This is a genomic window from Blautia sp. HA9023 (assembly GCF_056504095.1).
In genome coordinates this window covers 253,654-270,961 of the sequence record NZ_JBWLUR010000003.1, presented here as the reverse complement: position 1 = coordinate 270,961, position 17,308 = coordinate 253,654, and the positions used below count along the sequence as shown (strand labels likewise).

The 17,308-nt window shown below is 41.3% G+C and carries 23 protein-coding genes; 1 reads left to right on the top strand and 22 read right to left on the bottom strand.

Going from position 1 to position 17,308, the window contains the following annotated elements:
• Positions 1 to 9: 9 nt before the first annotated feature.
• Complete coding sequence (locus tag AC04Q6_RS03340; protein ID WP_021978041.1) at positions 10 to 1,455, bottom strand: biotin/lipoyl attachment domain-containing protein; 1,446 nt, start codon at positions 1,453 to 1,455, stop codon at positions 10 to 12.
• Positions 1,456 to 1,670: 215 nt separating this feature from the next.
• Here AC04Q6_RS03340 and lexA point away from each other — a divergent pair, with 215 nt between their 5' ends.
• Complete coding sequence (gene lexA / locus AC04Q6_RS03335; protein ID WP_021978042.1) at positions 1,671 to 2,291, top strand: transcriptional repressor LexA; 621 nt, start codon at positions 1,671 to 1,673, stop codon at positions 2,289 to 2,291.
• A 196-nt stretch (positions 2,292 to 2,487) separates the two neighbouring features.
• Here lexA and rsfS read toward each other — a convergent pair whose 3' ends face one another.
• From rsfS to AC04Q6_RS03230, 21 genes are all read right to left on the bottom strand, one after another.
• Positions 2,488 to 2,856 (bottom strand): ribosome silencing factor, encoded by a 369-nt coding sequence (gene rsfS / locus AC04Q6_RS03330; protein ID WP_021978043.1) that lies wholly within the window; start codon positions 2,854 to 2,856, stop codon positions 2,488 to 2,490.
• Positions 2,857 to 2,862: 6 nt separating this feature from the next.
• A complete protein-coding gene (yqeK, locus tag AC04Q6_RS03325; RefSeq protein ID WP_021978044.1) occupies positions 2,863 to 3,477 on the bottom strand; it encodes a bis(5'-nucleosyl)-tetraphosphatase (symmetrical) YqeK in 615 nt (204 codons plus the stop codon).
• A complete protein-coding gene (nadD, locus tag AC04Q6_RS03320; RefSeq protein ID WP_118070042.1) occupies positions 3,464 to 4,105 on the bottom strand; it encodes a nicotinate-nucleotide adenylyltransferase in 642 nt (213 codons plus the stop codon). The genes yqeK and nadD overlap by 14 nt, the downstream gene beginning before the upstream one ends.
• Before the next feature lie 16 nt (positions 4,106 to 4,121).
• A complete protein-coding gene (yhbY, locus tag AC04Q6_RS03315) occupies positions 4,122 to 4,412 on the bottom strand; it encodes a ribosome assembly RNA-binding protein YhbY (RefSeq protein WP_021978046.1) in 291 nt (96 codons plus the stop codon).
• A gap of 12 nt (positions 4,413 to 4,424) precedes the next feature.
• Complete coding sequence (gene obgE, locus AC04Q6_RS03310; RefSeq protein WP_118070044.1) at positions 4,425 to 5,717, bottom strand: GTPase ObgE; 1,293 nt, start codon at positions 5,715 to 5,717, stop codon at positions 4,425 to 4,427.
• A gap of 64 nt (positions 5,718 to 5,781) precedes the next feature.
• On the bottom strand, positions 5,782 to 6,069 hold the full coding sequence (gene rpmA, locus AC04Q6_RS03305; protein WP_015525168.1) for a 50S ribosomal protein L27: 288 nt from the start codon (positions 6,067 to 6,069) through the stop codon (positions 5,782 to 5,784).
• A gap of 5 nt (positions 6,070 to 6,074) precedes the next feature.
• Positions 6,075 to 6,395 (bottom strand): ribosomal-processing cysteine protease Prp, encoded by a 321-nt coding sequence (locus AC04Q6_RS03300; RefSeq protein WP_021978048.1) that lies wholly within the window; start codon positions 6,393 to 6,395, stop codon positions 6,075 to 6,077.
• Positions 6,396 to 6,407: 12 nt separating this feature from the next.
• The gene (gene rplU, locus AC04Q6_RS03295) at positions 6,408 to 6,713 is read right to left on the bottom strand and encodes a 50S ribosomal protein L21 (protein ID WP_015525170.1); all 306 of its coding nucleotides are present in this window, start codon (positions 6,711 to 6,713) and stop codon (positions 6,408 to 6,410) included.
• Between the two features lie 141 nt (positions 6,714 to 6,854).
• Complete coding sequence (locus AC04Q6_RS03290) at positions 6,855 to 8,078, bottom strand: ribonuclease E/G (RefSeq protein WP_118070046.1); 1,224 nt, start codon at positions 8,076 to 8,078, stop codon at positions 6,855 to 6,857.
• Complete coding sequence (locus AC04Q6_RS03285) at positions 8,062 to 8,778, bottom strand: TIGR03936 family radical SAM-associated protein (RefSeq protein WP_334292278.1); 717 nt, start codon at positions 8,776 to 8,778, stop codon at positions 8,062 to 8,064. Before AC04Q6_RS03285 ends, AC04Q6_RS03290 begins: the two co-directional genes overlap by 17 nt.
• Positions 8,753 to 10,624: a TIGR03960 family B12-binding radical SAM protein gene (locus AC04Q6_RS03280; protein ID WP_118070048.1), complete on the bottom strand. Its 1,872-nt coding sequence runs from the start codon at positions 10,622 to 10,624 to the stop codon at positions 8,753 to 8,755. Before AC04Q6_RS03280 ends, AC04Q6_RS03285 begins: the two co-directional genes overlap by 26 nt.
• A 311-nt stretch (positions 10,625 to 10,935) precedes the next feature.
• Positions 10,936 to 11,193, bottom strand: coding sequence for a hypothetical protein (locus AC04Q6_RS03275; RefSeq protein WP_118070050.1), 258 nt, complete (start codon positions 11,191 to 11,193; stop codon positions 10,936 to 10,938).
• A 53-nt stretch (positions 11,194 to 11,246) separates the two neighbouring features.
• Complete coding sequence (locus tag AC04Q6_RS03270) at positions 11,247 to 11,591, bottom strand: hypothetical protein (RefSeq protein ID WP_021978053.1); 345 nt, start codon at positions 11,589 to 11,591, stop codon at positions 11,247 to 11,249.
• Positions 11,588 to 11,872, bottom strand: coding sequence for a hypothetical protein (locus AC04Q6_RS03265; protein ID WP_021978054.1), 285 nt, complete (start codon positions 11,870 to 11,872; stop codon positions 11,588 to 11,590). Before AC04Q6_RS03265 ends, AC04Q6_RS03270 begins: the two co-directional genes overlap by 4 nt.
• A gap of 141 nt (positions 11,873 to 12,013) precedes the next feature.
• The gene (locus AC04Q6_RS03260) at positions 12,014 to 12,196 is read right to left on the bottom strand and encodes a cysteine-rich KTR domain-containing protein (RefSeq protein ID WP_243003902.1); all 183 of its coding nucleotides are present in this window, start codon (positions 12,194 to 12,196) and stop codon (positions 12,014 to 12,016) included.
• 34 nt (positions 12,197 to 12,230) lie between these two features.
• On the bottom strand, positions 12,231 to 12,623 hold the full coding sequence (locus AC04Q6_RS03255; RefSeq protein WP_021978055.1) for a DUF998 domain-containing protein: 393 nt from the start codon (positions 12,621 to 12,623) through the stop codon (positions 12,231 to 12,233).
• The gene (locus AC04Q6_RS03250; RefSeq protein WP_118070052.1) at positions 12,620 to 13,231 is read right to left on the bottom strand and encodes a TetR/AcrR family transcriptional regulator; all 612 of its coding nucleotides are present in this window, start codon (positions 13,229 to 13,231) and stop codon (positions 12,620 to 12,622) included. The genes AC04Q6_RS03255 and AC04Q6_RS03250 overlap by 4 nt, the downstream gene beginning before the upstream one ends.
• Positions 13,232 to 13,449: 218 nt before the next feature.
• Positions 13,450 to 14,091: a GNAT family N-acetyltransferase gene (locus tag AC04Q6_RS03245; RefSeq protein ID WP_118070054.1), complete on the bottom strand. Its 642-nt coding sequence runs from the start codon at positions 14,089 to 14,091 to the stop codon at positions 13,450 to 13,452.
• Positions 14,092 to 14,200: 109 nt separating this feature from the next.
• The gene (locus tag AC04Q6_RS03240) at positions 14,201 to 14,701 is read right to left on the bottom strand and encodes a TetR/AcrR family transcriptional regulator (protein WP_243004373.1); all 501 of its coding nucleotides are present in this window, start codon (positions 14,699 to 14,701) and stop codon (positions 14,201 to 14,203) included.
• 285 nt (positions 14,702 to 14,986) lie between these two features.
• Positions 14,987 to 16,504 carry an alanine/glycine:cation symporter family protein gene (locus tag AC04Q6_RS03235; RefSeq protein WP_021978059.1) on the bottom strand — a complete coding sequence of 506 codons (1,518 nt, stop codon included), beginning with the start codon at positions 16,502 to 16,504 and terminating at the stop codon, positions 14,987 to 14,989.
• A 282-nt stretch (positions 16,505 to 16,786) separates the two neighbouring features.
• A complete protein-coding gene (locus AC04Q6_RS03230) occupies positions 16,787 to 17,299 on the bottom strand; it encodes a nitroreductase family protein (RefSeq protein WP_021978060.1) in 513 nt (170 codons plus the stop codon).
• Positions 17,300 to 17,308 lie beyond the last annotated feature (9 nt).

Sequence of the window (17,308 nt, the reverse complement as noted above, 5' to 3'; positions counted from 1 at the left end):
CCTCCTTTATTAATAAAGTATATCTTGTTCACTTACTTTATCTGCATTTTTTACAATACGGTCATATCTGACAAGTCCATTATATGTTTCTTTGGAAACAACCGCGTATTCTTCATTTTCATCCAGAATTTCAATTCTGCGAAATACAGCATACCCTTGGTTGATGCAGTAAACGCCCTCCAGAACTTCTGTATCTCCGATTACAAACTTTTCTCCGCTGTCCGGATCAATGATTGCATCGCCTTCATTGAATTTACTTTTATCAACGTAATAAATATAACTTACTTTCTGTGTTTTTTCATCCGTAGCCTCATCACGTCCGTAAATACCCGTATTTATAAACGTTGTAGTGCTGTTTCCTTTTTTGTTTCTGCCTGAAAGCATAAAGCCTGACTGCTGTGTATCTTTATCCGTTGTCATATATTTCGAGGGAATTGCATAAAATTCCTTCGTTACTATAGATGATAACGGAACTTTCAGTCCGGTCACATTATTGGTAACCAGTTCTATTTCAAGGAAACGATCCGATGCATAACGGATAAGACCTTTATTGAAATCAATCTTTCCATATTTAGATCCATCAATCTCCTTAATGGAAAAATCTCCGGTCTGAGTCAGATCATCTTTTAAAAATTTAACACGTATGGATGTGCGGTCTTTCAGATTGGCAGCCTGTTTTTCACTTAACGGAATCAAAAGACTCCATCGTTCATCCGTGATAATTGTATAAATATCATCTCCGGCATTTACCTGGCCATCTGTTTTCAGATCTGTTTCCTGATAAGAATTCTGATCAAAATCAGCTGCTGTAACGGTATCGACGGTTTTGGATTCATATCCATCCGTAGAATACAAAATAATACCGTCTGTCTGGGCACGACGTATATTCGGGTCACTGGAAGCTGTTGTTGTAGTTGTTGTAACTTCCTCCCCGTCTTCGTTCACTGTACTGGTCGTAGATACACTGGAGTTATCAGAAGCATACTGAAGAATGCTTCCGTTCAGCTGATATTTAAAACTGTATGTACTGTTAAATTTACTTGCATCAAACCCTTTGGAAAAACTCTGCATATTACTGCGGATATCCGTCAGCTCCTCCTTACTCAGAGAAGAACCGCTGCCCGCAGCCTTGGAGCTGTTTAAACTGTATACAGCTCCATTTGCATTGATCTTGGTTCCCTCTCTTGCATAATAGGTAACATACCCACCAGCATCTGCCTGTACTACATTTTCTGTCATAATAGACAATCCGGTGTATGTTTCATTCATGGACAAAGGACCTGACGGAACCTGATAGGACTCCATATGAGAAGCCGTAAGATAAAGAATCACACTGAAAATCATATAGATAAGTATCGCTCCAAACATTACCGTTCCAATGTTCAGACCAAAAATTTTACGAAGTTTTGCCAGTATTCCAGGTGTGCTGCTGGAATGCGTTTTATTATCAGGCAAATGAATGCCTCCTTTACATCTTTCATCTCTTAAAATCCGTTTTATTGTAACATTTTCTTTTCCTGAATACAAGCTCTAAAACGGGCGAACATACTTTCCGAATATCCGTTTGCTATTTTCGCAAAAATATGTTATAATATTCAAAATATAATTTCGTGACGCTGTCATATCATATCCGGCAGCAGATAAACTTTAACCCAGGGAGGTAAATACATATGACATATGGCAGAATCAGCAAAAAACAGCAGGAAATACTGGATTACATGAAAAATGAAATTCTCAACAGAGGTTTTCCGCCTTCTGTACGTGAGATCTGTGAAGCAGTAAATCTGAAGTCCACCTCTTCTGTTCACTCTCACCTGGAAGCTCTCGAAAAAAACGGATATATTCGCAGAGATGCAACCAAACCCCGTGCAATTGAAATTATAGACGATAATTTCAATCTGGTACGCCGTGAGGTTGTCAATGTCCCACTTGTAGGTACCGTTGCAGCCGGACAGCCGATCCTGGCTGTCGAAAACATTGATGCCTACTTTCCAATCCCGGCAGAATATATGCCAAATGAACAGAGCTTTATGTTAACAGTAAAAGGTGACAGTATGATCAACGCAGGTATTTTTGACGGTGATCAGGTGCTTGTAAAACAGCAGTCCACCGCCGAAAACGGAGATATGGTAGTTGCTCTGATTGATGATTCTGCCACAGTCAAAACATTCTATAAAGAAAATGGTTATTATCGTCTTCAGCCGGAAAATGACAATATGGAACCGATTATTATCACTGGAAACCTGAAAATCCTTGGCAAGGTATTTGGAGTGTTCCGCTTCTTTTCTTAAACTGCAGTTTCCAGTTATATGAAAGCAGCAAAAATGCGGTATCTGTTTAAAGGATACCGCATTTTTTGTTCAGCTTGTTTAACCAAATCAAGTAAGTAGCGAAGCGGATTGCGAATATCCGCTTGACTCTATACGAAGTTATTCTTTGCCTTTCATGGTTTACATAATGTTTTTACAGTAAACTTTAAAACAAAATTTATTCTTCACCCTCTGCCAGAAATTCCTGTGCGTCAAGAATCTTTCCGTCTCTCCAGATTCTCTCCAGATCATAAAACAGTCTGTTCTCTTCGTCAAAGATATGGATGATCATATCGCCATAATCCATAAGAACCCAGCTGGAGTTTCTGGTTCCCTCGATCTGTTTTGCCTCATATCCGGCACGGCCAAGCATCTCATCTGCGTTGTCAACCATTGCCTGTACCTGATTCTGGTTGGAAGCACTTGCGATCACAAAATAATCTGCGATTACGGAAACCTCATGGATATCAATGATCTTGATATCTTTTGCTTTTTTATCATCCAGTGCCTTGCAGGCAATCCGGACCATCTCTTTTTCGATACTCATAGAATTTTAATCCTCCTGTCTGTTGGCTGCATCCTGCATTTTTCTGTCATGGAGGTCTTTATAATAAACATAAGCATCCCTGGTCGTACTGTCGATCTCCTTGGGATTTTCCTCCAGATATTCCAGTGTATCTTTCAAAATCTCATACATACACTCATCCAGATCTTCAAAAGCGATCTTTCGAACTTTTGGAAGATTCGGGGCTTTGTCACGCATTGGTTCGATATAATCTGAGATATATACAATCTTCTCAAGAAGACTCATTCCCGGTCTTCCTGTCGTATGATACGTGATCGCTGTCAGGATCTCTTCATCTTTAATGTCATATTTACTGCTGGCCACATAAGCCCCCAGTTTTGCGTGAAGAAGAAATGGATGATCCTTTTCAAAATCTGATACCGGAATATCATGCTGGCTGCACAGTTTCAGTTTCTTTTTATTAGGAATGCACTTTGCACTGTCATGAAGAAGACCAGCAGCCTGTGCATCCTCCAGATCATAACCATAAACCATGGCAAGTGCGGCACAGGTGTACATAACTCCCATCGTATGCTCAAATCTGGCTTCATCCAGATATTTGGAAAGTTTCTTTTTTATCTTGATAAAATCATATTTTCCCATCTGAATCATTTCCTTTATATATATCGTTTTTCTCAATATAGGAAATCACAGGTTGTGGAACGTAGTAGCGGAGACTTTGTCCGCTTTTGTGCCAGGAACGGAGAAGTTCACTGGACACATCAATATTCATGGTATCCAGTCGGATAAATTTCCCGTTATACTTTTGAGCCAGAAGTTTCATCTGCTGATCAAGTTCCTTTAACGGAGTGTGATCTCTGGTTGCCACTACCAGCACTGCTTCCTGACAGATGCGTCCCGGTTCCCTCCAGGTATCAAAATTATAAAGGGAATCCGCACCGATAATAAAATAATATTCTGTATCCGGATTCGCTGCATTCAACTGTTCCAACGTCCGGTAAGTATACGTATAGCCTTCCTCATGCATCTCGATCAGAGACAGCTCAAAATGAGGATTGTCCTTTATGGCAAGACGAACCATTTCCGCACGCTGTTCATCGGTAGCCCGGCCTTTCCGGTTTCGTTTATGCGGGGGATTTCCACAGGGCATAAACAAAACCTTATCAAGGCCCAGCTGTTCATAGGCTTTTTCTCCCAGAATCAGATGTCCCATATGAATGGGATCAAAAGTGCCGCCCATGATTCCTATTTTTTTTACTTTTTTGCTCAATTATGACCTCCCGAAATTACGGAAGAATGATCTTTTTCTTATCCTTTTTACCTTCTCTGTAGAGAACGATCTTTTTACCGATCACCTGTACTACCTGAGATCTTGTTCTCTCTGCAAGGACCTGTGCCATTTCACGTGGGTCTTCCAGACAGTTCTGAAGAACACTGATCTTGATCAGCTCTCTTGCTGCAAGAGCTTCCTCAACAGCAGCAGTATTTTCAGGAGTAAGACCTCCCTTGCCAAGCTGAAGAATCGGATCCATGGTCATGGCAAGGCCTTTTAAATATGCTCTCTGCTTACTTGTCATTTGTCATACCTCTTATTTATAATAATCAAAATCAAAGCCATACATACGAACTGTGTCGCCTTCCTGGATACCTGCTTTTTCCAGTTCTTCCAGAATGCCGCCTTCTTTTAGGAATCTCTGGAAGAACGCAAATCCCTTCTCAGAATCCAGATTTGTATAGCCAAGCATTTTTTCAATCTTAGGACCTTCCACAAGAAAGACTTCCGGATCTTCTTCACTGCGTTCCACAGTAAACGGAAGATTCTCATTTACCAGAACATCTTCAGGGAAGAATTCCTGTTCAAACACAACCGGTTTCATAGGACTCTTGTCCAGAAGCTCTTTCACATGGAAAAGAAGCTCTCTGACACCCTGTCCGGTAACTGCTGAAATCGGATATACAGAAATACCCTGCGGTTCAAATTCTGCTCTCAGCCGGTCAATGGGGTTTTCTTCTCCATCGTCGAAAATACAGTCGATCTTGTTGGCTGCGATCACCTGCGGTCTTGCCGCGATTTCCGGATTGTAAGCTTCCAGCTCTTTATTGATCTTGTGGATATCTTCTACCGGATCACGACCTTCTACGGAAGCTGCATCTACAATGTGGATGATAACTCGTGTACGCTCAATATGACGGAGGAATTCATGTCCAAGTCCCACACCCTCCGATGCACCCTCGATCAGTCCCGGGATATCTGCGATAACAAAACCGCCGTTATCCGTATCTACAACGCCAAGATTCGGGCTTAATGTTGTAAAGTGATAGTTGGCGATCTTCGGCTGTGCATTGGTCACACGGGAAAGGAAAGTGGATTTACCAACATTCGGGAATCCTACCAGACCAACATCAGCGATCACTTTGAGCTCAAGGAGAACTTCAAGCTCCTGAGCCGGCTGTCCTGGCTGTGCGTATTTCGGTACCTGCATAGTAGCTGTTGCGTAGTGCTGATTGCCTTTTCCGCCACGGCCGCCCTTTAACACGATCTGTCTGCGGTTCTCACCGGACATATCCGCAATGACCTTGCCGGATTCCGCATCCATGATGACCGTTCCTTCCGGAACTTTCAGGACAACATCTTTGCCATCGGCGCCATGACAGCGTTTTTTACCGCCCTCCTGGCCATCCTCAGCTTTATATTTTCTTCTGTGTCTGTAGTCTCCGAGAGTATTCTGCCCCTCGTCGATCTCAAAAATCACATCACCGCCACGACCGCCATCGCCGCCGTCCGGGCCACCATTCGGCACATACAGCTCACGGCGGAAGCTTACATGTCCGTCGCCGCCTTTACCGGAGCGGATAATGATCCTTGCTCTATCTGCAAACATATTACACCTCTATTCCAAAAAAAGGCTCCAAACCGGATCGATTTGAAGCCTTTTACCTATTTCATTACTCTGCGTCTACAGGAACGATAGAAACCTGTTTCTTATCGCGACCTTTTCTTGTGAATCTTACGACTCCGTCTGTAAGTGCAAATAAAGTATAGTCTTTACCGCAGCCTACGTTTTCACCTGGGTGAATCTTGGTTCCGCGCTGTCTGTAAAGAATGTTTCCGGCTTTTACAAACTGTCCGTCTGCTCTTTTCGCACCTAATCTCTTAGACTCGGAATCACGACCGTTCTTTGTAGAACCAACTCCCTTTTTATGTGCGAATAACTGAAGGTTCATCTTCATCATTGTTGTTACACCTCCTTGACTTTTACTGTCAAATATCGATTGTTATAACTACCAGCAATTTCCGTCAGACCGAGAAGTAAGGAATCCATAAGGAGCATCCCCCGTTCAGAAAGATCATTTCTGAAATGAATGGAAACAAATCCATCCTTTTCCTGCACATCAAATTTATCATCTGTAAACTTCTCAAGAGAATTTACAGTGGTAATAATCAGTGCAGACACAGCAGCACAGACAATATCCTGTCCAGCTTCCGCATAACCGGCATGTCCCTTCGAAATAAATTCTACGTAAGATCCGTTTTTCTTTCTGACTTTAATTGTAATCATGATGACACCAGATTAACCGTTAATCTTTTCGATCTTAACTTTGGTGTACTGCTGTCTGTGTCCGTTTTTCTTGTGATATCCAGTTTTGCGTTTGTATTTGTAAACGATGACCTTGCGATTCTTACCGTTTTCAACTACAGAAGCGGTAACACTGGCATCTTTTACATCTTCGCCAACTTTTAATCCGTCATTGCTAACTGCGATTACGTTGTCAAATGTTACGGTTTCACCAGCTTCTACACCGAGCTTTTCAACTTTAATTACGTCACCCTCGGCAACCTTGTACTGTTTACCACCTGTTGCAATAATTGCGTACATCTGTGGCACCTCCTAATTATTTACTCGCCAAATTCGGTGGCTTCTGTCTTAAAACTGAAGCTCTTTAACCTCTTTGTGCGGCATACTCGATTATCATAACAGCGACTTACTGTTCTGTCAATAGTTTTTTTGACATTTTTATTATTTTTTTGCAATTTCCCGGATATCTTCAATCACAGGGCGTCTTACTTTCTTTCTGGTCATTTCCAGGATGTGTAATGGCGTGATATCAATGGCCCGGCTCTTTATCGGATCCTTTCTGAGAAGCTTCTGTAAAACATGGAAGAGTTCATCTCTGTGATCCGGGTTTTCCATATTGATAAAATCGATCAGGATAATGCCTGAAAGATTCCGAAGCCGTAATTGCCGGCTGATCTCCGCTGCAGCTTCCAGATTGATCTTACGGAAAGTTTCTTCCATTTTCTTCTTTCCGGTATATTTTCCGCTGTTTACATCAATCGATACAAAAGCCTCCGTCTGCTGGATCACCAGAAAACCACCGCTATTCAGCCATACCTTTTCCTTCTGGATCGTATCCAGTGCCGTTTCCACACGATACAACTTATAAAGAGGAAGTAGTTTATCCTGATAAAAACGAAGCTTTTCTTTAAGCTCTGGACTGATCTCTTCCAGATATCCCTGGATCACTTCCCTGATCTCGGGCACATCGGTGATGATCTCATCCAGATCACGGCCATAGGCATCCCGTACAGCCGCCACATAAAATGGTTCGGTCTCCAGAACAAGGCTGAAGCAGGTACGGTTCCGTCCCTGAACCACAGCTTTATGGTAACGGCCCTTCAGCCATTCCAGTTCCTTCAGGATTTCTTTTTTGGAAGCATCTGCGGCATTGGTACGAACAATGATCCCGAATTCTTTATCCGGGCGGTCTGCTTCTTCTTTCAGCCATCCGCTGAGACGATGACGGTCTTCCTGTGTCAGTTTGGAAGACAGGCCAAATTTTTTATCTCCTGTGGTAAGAACAAGATATCTTCCTGTAAAATTCAGATTAGACGTCAGTGCAGGAAGTTTTCCCTTCATGGCATCCCTGCTCACCTGGACCAGAAGTTCATCTCCCGGCCGCAATGGTCCGTTTCCTTTTCTTCCTGCGGAAAAAACAGCTCTCTGCGCTTCCGCAAGGGGATAGTAACATCTCTTTCCAGGTCCGATCTGGACAAAAGCCGCCTGGATATTGGATGCGATATTTTCAACCTGTCCGGTATAGATATTTCCAAGAATGGATTTTTCCTGATCGGATTCCAGCCGGACCTCCACAATCCGTTCCTCTTCAATAAGAGCCGCAACTGTACACGGAACATCATGGATCTCCATCCTTGTTATGATCAGTTTACTCAATTTCCTCACCTAATGATTCCAGCGTCACAAAACGCGGGCTTGCATTTTCTCCCTGGTCTGCATACATTTCCAGACGTTTCACTGTAAAGGCAAATTCCGGAAGTTCTTCTCCCAGCCATTTGAAGAATGTATTTGTTACCAGTTCTGGTTTCGTGTAATTGGAACTTGCAGATGCCAGCATATAAAAGAAGCCATTCTCCCTTACTTCCATTTTATAGATATTCGGTCGAAGATCGATTTCCTTTTCACTGCGCTTGGTCTGCTTGGTCACTTTGATCTCCGGCTGTGCCAGAAATTCTTCCACTCGGCTTTTCCATTCAATAGAAGGCTCCTTGCCCAGCCGGAACTCCACAAGGTAATCTGCTGCTGCCACCAGCGCCATCGCTTTACCAGCTTTTCCATCCTCTACCTTGCGGACACTTACGATATGCATCCCCTCTGCCATCTGTTCATCCAGACGAGCCGCAATCTCAGACGTAGCCATGTCTTCTGCCATCTCCAAGTCAAAATAATCTCCCAGGCTTTCCATTCCAACTCCAAGAGGAACTGCAAAAGACATGATCATATGGGGACTGTATCCTCCCGAAAAAGCCACTGGAAGCTCTGCACGGCGTATCGCCTTCTGGAAATAACGCATGGTATCCAGATGTCCCACAAACTTCATAGGACCCTCTTTACTGAATTTAATTCTTACCTTCAAGGCAGACACCTCCTTTAAATTTCATAGCTCCACATGCAGAACATTTCTGACGGCAGTTTTCTGTCACAACACCCTCTTTTGCACGCTGCCATTCACGCTCCAGGAATTTACGGCTGACACCAGTATCAATGAAATCCCATGGAAGGATCTCATCCAGGCTTCTTTCACGAAGTGTGTAGAATGTCATATCCACGCCACATTCAGCCATAGCTTCTTTCCAGATACCATAATCAAAATTTTCTGTCCATGCATCATAGAGAGCACCTTTTTCATAAGCTTTCAGGATCACATCTGCACATCGTCTGTCACCTCGTGCCAGGAATCCCTCCAGTGCTGTTACATCCGGCTCATGCCAGTTGTAACGGATGCTTCTCTGGTTCAGCTGTGCACGGATCTCACTCTTAACCACTTTGGCTTTTTCCACAAAATCCTGCTCTGTATACATCGGTGCCCACTGGAATGGTGTAAACGGTTTCGGTACAAAGAAGGAGGTGCTGACATTGATCTGTACTTTGCCCTTCCTCTGTTCTTTCGGAACCACTTCATAATAGGTTTCCGCGATCTTCTGAGCCAGATGTGCGATTCCCTTCATATCGTCTTCTGTTTCTGTTGGAAGGCCAAGCATAAAATAAAGTTTTACCTGATTCCAGCCGCCTTTAAACGCCTCGCCAGCGCCATGGAGGATTACTTCCTCTGTCAGTCCTTTGTTAATAACATCACGAAGTCTCTGTGAACCTGCCTCCGGTGCAAAAGTCAGGCTGCTTTTCTTTACATCCTGCACTTTGCTCATAACATCCAACGCAAAGGCATCGATCCTGAGGGACGGAAGAGAAATATTGATCGCTTTTCCATGAAACTCCTCGATCAGAAAATTCACCAGTTCTTTCAACTGAGAATAGTCACTGGAACTTAAAGAACTGAGGGAAATCTCTTCGTGTCCTGTATTTTTCAGCATGACCCGTGCGGATTCTTTCAGAGTTTCAACATCACGTTCACGGGTAGGACGGTAGATCATTCCTGCCTGGCAGAAACGACATCCACGGATGCATCCTCGCTGGATTTCCAGAGTCACACGATCCTGTGTAGCCTTGATATGTGGAACAACCGGTGCCTCCACTGCACGATATTCTTTTTCCATATCTATGATCAGCTGTTTCTGGACTTTTTCCGGAACACCTTCCTCAGTTGGTACAAAAGACGCAATCGTGCCGTCTTCTTTATAGGTAACCTCATAAAGAGATGGAACATAAATTCCCGGAATCTTAGCTGCTGCCAGAAGGAAATCTCTCCTGCTGCCCCCGACCTTCTTATTGGCCTTATAAGCATCAAAAAGAGCATCGTAAACCGTCTCGCCCTCTCCAATATAAAACAGGTCAAAAAACGGCGCCAACGGCTCCGGATTATACGCACAGGCACCACCACCGATCACAATCGGGAAATCCTCACCACGGTCCGCACTTTTCAGCGGAATCCCGCTGAGATCCAGTACCTGGAGGATATTGGTATAACACATTTCATAACCAAGAGTGATCCCAAGGAAATCAAAATCACGGATCGGCTCCTGGGACTCCAGTGCAAATAACGGGATATTCTGTTCTCTCATCACCTTATCCAGATCCGGCCATGGAGAAAAAAGGCGCTCACACCATACGTCCTCACGCTGGTTGAACATGTTGTAGAGGATCATCATGCCGAGATTTGACATGCCGATCTCATAGACATCCGGGAAACACATTGCAAAACGGATATCTATCTCATTTTTATCTTTCATGACAGAGTTGACTTCACCGCCGATATAGCGGGCGGCCTTATCAACTTTAAGTAAAATTTTATCACTTAATGCTAACTTTCTCATCTTTATCCTTTCAATTTTTTGTACATACTCAACAAAAACAGGTATATAATTTAAGGATGAGTATGCAGTTATTGTCTTTGAACAGGCTTCAAAAGTGTACAAAACTGTGAGCACTTTTGGAGCTTATCATTCATCAAAAAATCTATTTGGTCACAAACTTTTTTCAAGCTGCCATAAGAGTTTTTGACCTGGAGTTTCTGAACACCCCATAATGTTCCTATTATACCTAGATTATTCCATAAGTTCAAGCAGATAATCGTCGTCAAACGGATTTTCATAAATTTTACCGACTGGAACTTTCGAAGATGCCTTTATCTGGTTACGATAATTTTTCTTTTTGGAAGGAATCTGCAAACGGAAGGCATGTTTCTGGATCCTTTTAATCTGAAAATCTGCGTCTGATAAGAATTCACATACTCCCTGTAACTTCTTTCAGCTTCTTCCTTTGATGAAAAACCTGCAATGTGCCCATACTCGATGGTATAAGTATCGGGATTTACCGTTTTTATGAGATGTCCCCAGGTACTGTCGTTGATTTGAAATACCGGATGATTGATTTTTTTGTTCATTATTTTATTTCTCTCTATTTTTTAGTGGATATATCATATTTTGATGCAATTCTTTATTTATTTGGAATTATACTCCTGCTTTCTTCCAATACGGTCTGTTCCCACTTCCGCATAGCCGCTACTTCCCTGTCTGTATGAAGCCAATGCTGCCCATTTTCCACAAAATTCAGTCGGCAATTATTTTCTTCCGAAAATCTCTTTACAATCTTATACGGGATCATTTCATCCTGAGTTCCATATAAAATATTTGTTTCTTTACAGATCGACTTTACTGGATGTTCCCGCACCCAACACAAATACTTCCAGGACAAAACCACTCCCGTTTCTGTTTTAATCTCCTGACTTTCTTTTAACTGCTCTTCTGTTACCTGTGCCTGTAACATCATATTAGAAATCATATTTTGAACACATCCAGCTTTAATTGCTGAAATTCCTGATTTCCATGAGTTGCTTCACCTAATGCAACAATCTTTGCCTGTTCTGGAATTGAAATATCTTCAACTGTTACCGCATATTTTTCAAATTCATTTATATCGGCACATTTTCCCGTTCCCAGTCCGCCAAAATAAGAATAAATACTCCCAAGCAAAGCTACAGAAGCCACTACTGTCAATAGCCCGTATTTCAAGACTGAATATTTCCTTTTCTTATGTTTTCTGTTTTTCTTGTATTTACTCACAATTATATTCCTGCTTTCTTCACAGATAGCTTATTTTATTTTGTCTCTAATTTTCATATAAACAAATCTTTTATCAGCGGTTTTCCTGCTTATTGTACAAAAAAAGACACAGGCAAAAATTTTTTATTTCTGCTCTGCGTCTTAGCGTCTGGCGTCTTTCTTATATTCCACTATATGATCTTTTACATTGATAATAAAATTTTTTTTACATTTCGGACAAAACAAAGGAAAATTTTTTAGTTCTGTGTTTTCCAAAACCTGCGTCCTTGTTTTCGCTTTACACTCTGGACATAAAATCCATTTATCCGTTATGATTGATTTCACTCTTCCTCGTCTCCTTTAATTATTTAATTCCATCCTATAAAGGTGCATTCCCAAAACCGCCTGAAAACCTGTTGCTGCAAAAACACTGAACCTCTCGACTATTCCAAAATACTCTTTCGGAACAATGTTCATACCTAATGCACCAACCATCATCATTCCAAGTGCTATTCCTGCAAATACCCCATAGGAACAACAGCTTCTGTTTTTTATCCCGGAAATAATGATTAAGATTAGTGATATGATAGATAACAATACAACGATTACCGTTGACAAAATGTGCATCTGATCCTGAAAGATCGCTTACTGCCTGTGCCATCCAGTTATATCCAGGATAAGCAAGTGGAGAAAATACAACTGCCGCAGTATAAGAAATAAATGCAGCAACTCCAAGCAGTCCGCAATAATTTATAAAATTCTTTTTCTTCATTTTACTGCATTCTCCTTACAAAACCATTGCAGATATTCGTCAAGATCGTTTCTTTCCTGATTCTCTGTTTTACATCCTCCACTTCTAAGGTCCAGTTCATAATCCATAAGTCCATGAACTGTCATTGCAAAACTTACTGCACTCATATCTGCATTTTGAAAATGAAGTAATTTGTGTACTTCCATTGCATAGAATAACTGTTTCGTTGCAATGATCATTTTTTCTGTTTCCTCTGCCAGAATTTTAGCAGCCATCGGCTGGATATTTCGCTCAGAATAAATAACCTTATAGAAATTCAGCATATGTTCCTGCTGATTCATATGAAAGTATCCTCCAACCATCATCCTTAATATTTCCAATGCACTCTTTCCGGCAAAAATAACCGTATAATCAATCGCACCTACATTGGCATTCTTCTTTGCTTCTTCCCGGAGAAATTGATACATTGCTTCCACAAGTTCCTCTTTCGATGCAAAATGATTGTATAATGATGGTTTTTTTATCCCAACTTTATCTGCAATCATATTCATAGATACGTTACCAAGTCCTTTATTTGCCGCCAGTTCCAATGTAGCCATGATAATCTCTTTTTTTCTCGTATCACTCATTATTCGTTTTAACCATCCCCTATATATTACCTATTGGTTTTGTTTTAACTACCATTTGGTAGTTTTGCTATATCACATTGATCTGCATAATTCAAGTACATGTTTTACTTTAATTCCGTCCCGAATAAACCATTAATTGAATATCATTATCCGATGATGGTTTACCAGTAAAATCTCCTGCCCTTTACATGTGAAGTGGATATTCACAATCCACTTCACTAAAATAACTGCCCCGGTAGTTTTTTCTTCTCTTTATAAGGAAACAACTTATCAAATTCTTCGGTTTCCTTTTCGTCTACAAAATATCCCGCTGGTGTCGCATACTCTCCCGTAATACCATCCAGATAGCCAGGAATCAGCTCTCTGCATAAAAAGAAAGTCGCATCCTGCCCTTCTTCTAGTCCATGATAACGAATGTTAAATTCTCTTGCCGGTCTGAATCCACTTTTCCCATAAAAATCAATATTTCCCTCAAAGCAGACTGCACCACAACCAAATTTCGCAGCCTTGTCTAATGAATAATCCAGTAAGACTTTTCCATATCCTTGTCTTTTCAGTTCTGGAGTAATACAAATCGGTCCCATAGTCATAATTGGAATATTTCTTCCATCATCCGCTTTAATACTTGTTCTCATAAACATATTCTGACCGATCAACTTACCATCTTCATCATTTTCATTAAGAAGCATCACAAAATCCAGTTCTGGAACAAATGCCGGATCATTTCGGAGCTGATGCAATACATAATGCTCAAGGCATCCTGGACGATACACATTCCAAAAACTTTCTCTTACCAGATTTTCTACTTTCTGATGTTCTTCCTTTTTCTCTAAACGAATCGTAATATTACTTTTTTCCATTTCTTTTATATCCTTTCAAATTATTCTAGATAAAAAGCCACTAATTTTGATTACTTTGCATTTATCAAAATTAATGGCTCTGCGTCTAAGCGTCTGGCTCTTATGTTTTTTAATTATTGCTATTTCTAATTTCTTCTGTGATTTCGGTCAGCATATGCTCAAACTGACATTTTACTTTCACCTTATCTGATGCTCCATCATACACACTATAATAGAAAAACATATTTGCATAAAATTTAACTGCAGTCTCCTCTGGATTTTCTATTTTCATATTTTTGAACAGATCCTTCACGTATTCTGCCGGTCCAGATACCAGATATTGCTGATACAACTTCTGCATTTCTTCATTTCTAAATTGTTCAAGCGTAAGCATTTTCCGAAATGATGATGCAAAATCATCCTCTGTCCAATACTCAAACATTGATTTGCTGTATCCTACAAAATCTTCTACTGATACGTTCTGATATTCTTCCGGCATTTTCTCAATACTTTCTTCTGGTACTTCATTCTGCCTGGCTTGTTCACTGTCCTGCTGTTCCATTCGTTTCACAATGTGCAAAAATATGTCTCTCTTATTTTCATAATGTCTGTATAACGCTCCTTTAGTCATTCCAAGAACCCCTGCAATCTAACTCACAGATACAGCTTCATATCCATTTTTCGCAAACAAGTGAAGGGCCACAGTCATAATCTCTTCCTTTGTACTTCCCATACATAATCATCTCCCTTACTACAAATAAACGACCGTTTACAGTCCTATTTTAGTAAACGGTCGTTTATTTATCAAGTCATAAATGATTATTTGAGCAAAAGTACAAGGGATTTTAACGTCCCTTGTGCTTTTCTCTTTTCTTTTTCTGTTTCAGCTCAAGCATTCGTTGTTCCGCCGCCTGTTTTATTTTTTTATATATCCCAGATCCGGGTTCTTATAATCCCCTCTGGCTTTTTTCTTTTCCACGTATGGCCCCCACACGTTTGCCTCATCTTTGATACCAACTGTCTCCGGATCAAATAATGGATCAAGCCCTGCATTTTTCTGTTTTTCATAATCTCTGACAATTTTAATAACCTGCGGCGTCAGAAGAAGGATACTGAATGTATTTACCCAGAGCATACAGCCAACTCCGATATCACCCATTGACCAGATCGTATCTCCGTCAATAAGGATTCCGAACAGACAGAAGATCAGGAACAAAATACGTACGATGGTAACTACTACTTTGTTTTCTCCCCACAGATATTTGCAGGTAGACTCCAGCTGATAGGAGTAGGATAACATTGTAGTAAAAATAAAGATAAACAGCATTACTGCCAGAAACATGGCCCCTGTTTTTCCAATTGATACCCTGAGTGCTTCCTGCATGAAAGAAATACCATACTGGATTCCCGGTACCTGTTCTACAAGAAGTACTGCTCCTGTTCCGTCAGCCGCTACATTATATGTACCTGCAAGTAAAATACAAAATCCGGTACAGCTGCACACCAGAAGTGTATCAATATATACAGAAAGTCCCTGTACAAGCCCCTGTTTTACCGGGTGGGAAGTATCGGTTGTCGCTGAGATCAGCGGGCTCATTCCGTTTCCTGCATCATTTGAGAAGAAGCCTCTCTTGATTCCCCATGCCACAGCAGATCCTACAATTCCTCCAAATATTGCATCCTTTCCAAATGCACTGGCAAAAATAGAACCAAACATCCCCGGAATTTCTTTATAATTCATAACAAAAATTGCAATGGTGATCAAGAAATAAATTCCGCACATGATCGGTGCAAGGACTTCTGCAACCTGACCGATACGTTTAATACCGCCCATTGTTACTACTCCAACAATAAGGACCATACCAATTCCAACTACGATAAACGGAATTCCAAATGCTCCTTTGATCGCAGTTGCTGCAGTCTGTGTCTGCATTGCAGGAAGCAGAAAACCAGGTCCAATGAAAACCGCAATACAGAATAATACTGCCAGAATTCTTCCAACCTTCTTATTTTTGAACCCGTTTGACATATAAAATGCCGGGCCGCCTGTTAACTCTCCTAAATTTCTGGTCTTATACGCCTGACCAAGAATACATTCCACAATACCGGTGGAAGCTCCCAGGATTGCTGTTATCCACATCCAGAACAGAGCTCCCGGTCCACCCATAAATATAGCGGTTGCAGTTCCTGCAATATTACCGGTACCGACACGTCCTCCTACGGTTGTCGCAAATGCCTGAAACGCTGAAAGACCGGTATCTTTCTTATTATCTCCCTTTTCTGTCAGACATTTTACCATGTCTTTGAATCTGCGGACCTGAATACCACGTAAACGAACGGTAAACCAGACCGCCGCGCACATCAGGAACACACACATCACCGGATGCCAGATGATGTCATTGATCGCGTTCATTACTGTTACAAATACTTCCATACTCTTTCCTCTCGTCCTTATATATTTAAAACTCTATTCTTTAATTTACTATAATCTGACATTTTTCACAAGTGTTTTCCATATAAAAACCTTTGTTTTTATCAGAAAGACACAGGAATACGTCAAGCGGATATTCGCAATTGAAGCAGGGGACTTACTTGATTTGGGTCAAGCGGATATTCGCAATCCGCTTCGCTACTTGCTCATAACCAAATAACTGCTCCGCAGTTTATTTGGTTAAAAGGGGAAGCTGACTGTCTTCAGCTTCCCCTTCATATTTAACTACATATAGCTTATTGTTTCTGTTAATTCTTTTCTGCTGTTATGGTTTGGAAGTGCGCCTGTTCCGTCTGCCGCAATTCCAAGATCCAGCAACATCAAAATTTCTTCTTCCTCCGGAAGTCCAAGAGCCTTTGCCAGTTCATCCGGATTGAAAAAATTGATCCAACAGCTGTCAATCCCCTCATTGTAAGCTGCCAGCATCATGTGAGTTGCTACAATACTGGCATCTTCAATCCCGGAATCTCTTTTTCCTCCAGGATATGTGAAAACATTATTCTTATTATATGCTACCACCAAAACAACAGGTGCCTGATAACGGCATGGTGTTGCTTTATCAATTGCTTCCAGTCCCTTTTCAGACTGTACTACATAAATATGCTGTTCCTGAAGATTTTTTGCTGTTGGAGCGACACGTCCGGCCTCCAGGATCTTATCCAGCTTTTCTTTTTTCACTTCCACGTCACTGAATTTTTTGCAGGAATATCTGTTTTTTATTACTTCTGAAAAATCCATTCCAAACCA

Coding starts and splice junctions, on each gene's coding strand:
- lexA (WP_021978042.1), top strand. CDS start 1,671: ATGACATATGGCAGAATCAGCAAAAAACAGCAGGAAATACTGGATTAC.
- rsfS (WP_021978043.1), bottom strand. CDS start 2,856: ATGAGTATCGAAAAAGAGATGGTCCGGATTGCCTGCAAGGCACTGGAT.
- yqeK (WP_021978044.1), bottom strand. CDS start 3,477: ATGGGAAAATATGATTTTATCAAGATAAAAAAGAAACTTTCCAAATAT.
- yhbY (WP_021978046.1), bottom strand. CDS start 4,412: ATGACAAGTAAGCAGAGAGCATATTTAAAAGGCCTTGCCATGACCATG.
- obgE (WP_118070044.1), bottom strand. CDS start 5,717: ATGTTTGCAGATAGAGCAAGGATCATTATCCGCTCCGGTAAAGGCGGC.
- rpmA (WP_015525168.1), bottom strand. CDS start 6,069: ATGATGAAGATGAACCTTCAGTTATTCGCACATAAAAAGGGAGTTGGT.
- AC04Q6_RS03300 (WP_021978048.1), bottom strand. CDS start 6,395: ATGATTACAATTAAAGTCAGAAAGAAAAACGGATCTTACGTAGAATTT.
- rplU (WP_015525170.1), bottom strand. CDS start 6,713: ATGTACGCAATTATTGCAACAGGTGGTAAACAGTACAAGGTTGCCGAG.
- AC04Q6_RS03280 (WP_118070048.1), bottom strand. CDS start 10,624: ATGAGAAAGTTAGCATTAAGTGATAAAATTTTACTTAAAGTTGATAAG.
- AC04Q6_RS03275 (WP_118070050.1), bottom strand. CDS start 11,193: ATGAACAAAAAAATCAATCATCCGGTATTTCAAATCAACGACAGTACC.
- AC04Q6_RS03270 (WP_021978053.1), bottom strand. CDS start 11,591: ATGATTTCTAATATGATGTTACAGGCACAGGTAACAGAAGAGCAGTTA.
- AC04Q6_RS03255 (WP_021978055.1), bottom strand. CDS start 12,623: ATGAAGAAAAAGAATTTTATAAATTATTGCGGACTGCTTGGAGTTGCT.
- AC04Q6_RS03250 (WP_118070052.1), bottom strand. CDS start 13,231: ATGAGTGATACGAGAAAAAAAGAGATTATCATGGCTACATTGGAACTG.
- AC04Q6_RS03245 (WP_118070054.1), bottom strand. CDS start 14,091: ATGGAAAAAAGTAATATTACGATTCGTTTAGAGAAAAAGGAAGAACAT.
- AC04Q6_RS03240 (WP_243004373.1), bottom strand. CDS start 14,701: ATGACTAAAGGAGCGTTATACAGACATTATGAAAATAAGAGAGACATA.
- AC04Q6_RS03235 (WP_021978059.1), bottom strand. CDS start 16,504: ATGGAAGTATTTGTAACAGTAATGAACGCGATCAATGACATCATCTGG.
- AC04Q6_RS03230 (WP_021978060.1), bottom strand. CDS start 17,299: ATGGATTTTTCAGAAGTAATAAAAAACAGATATTCCTGCAAAAAATTC.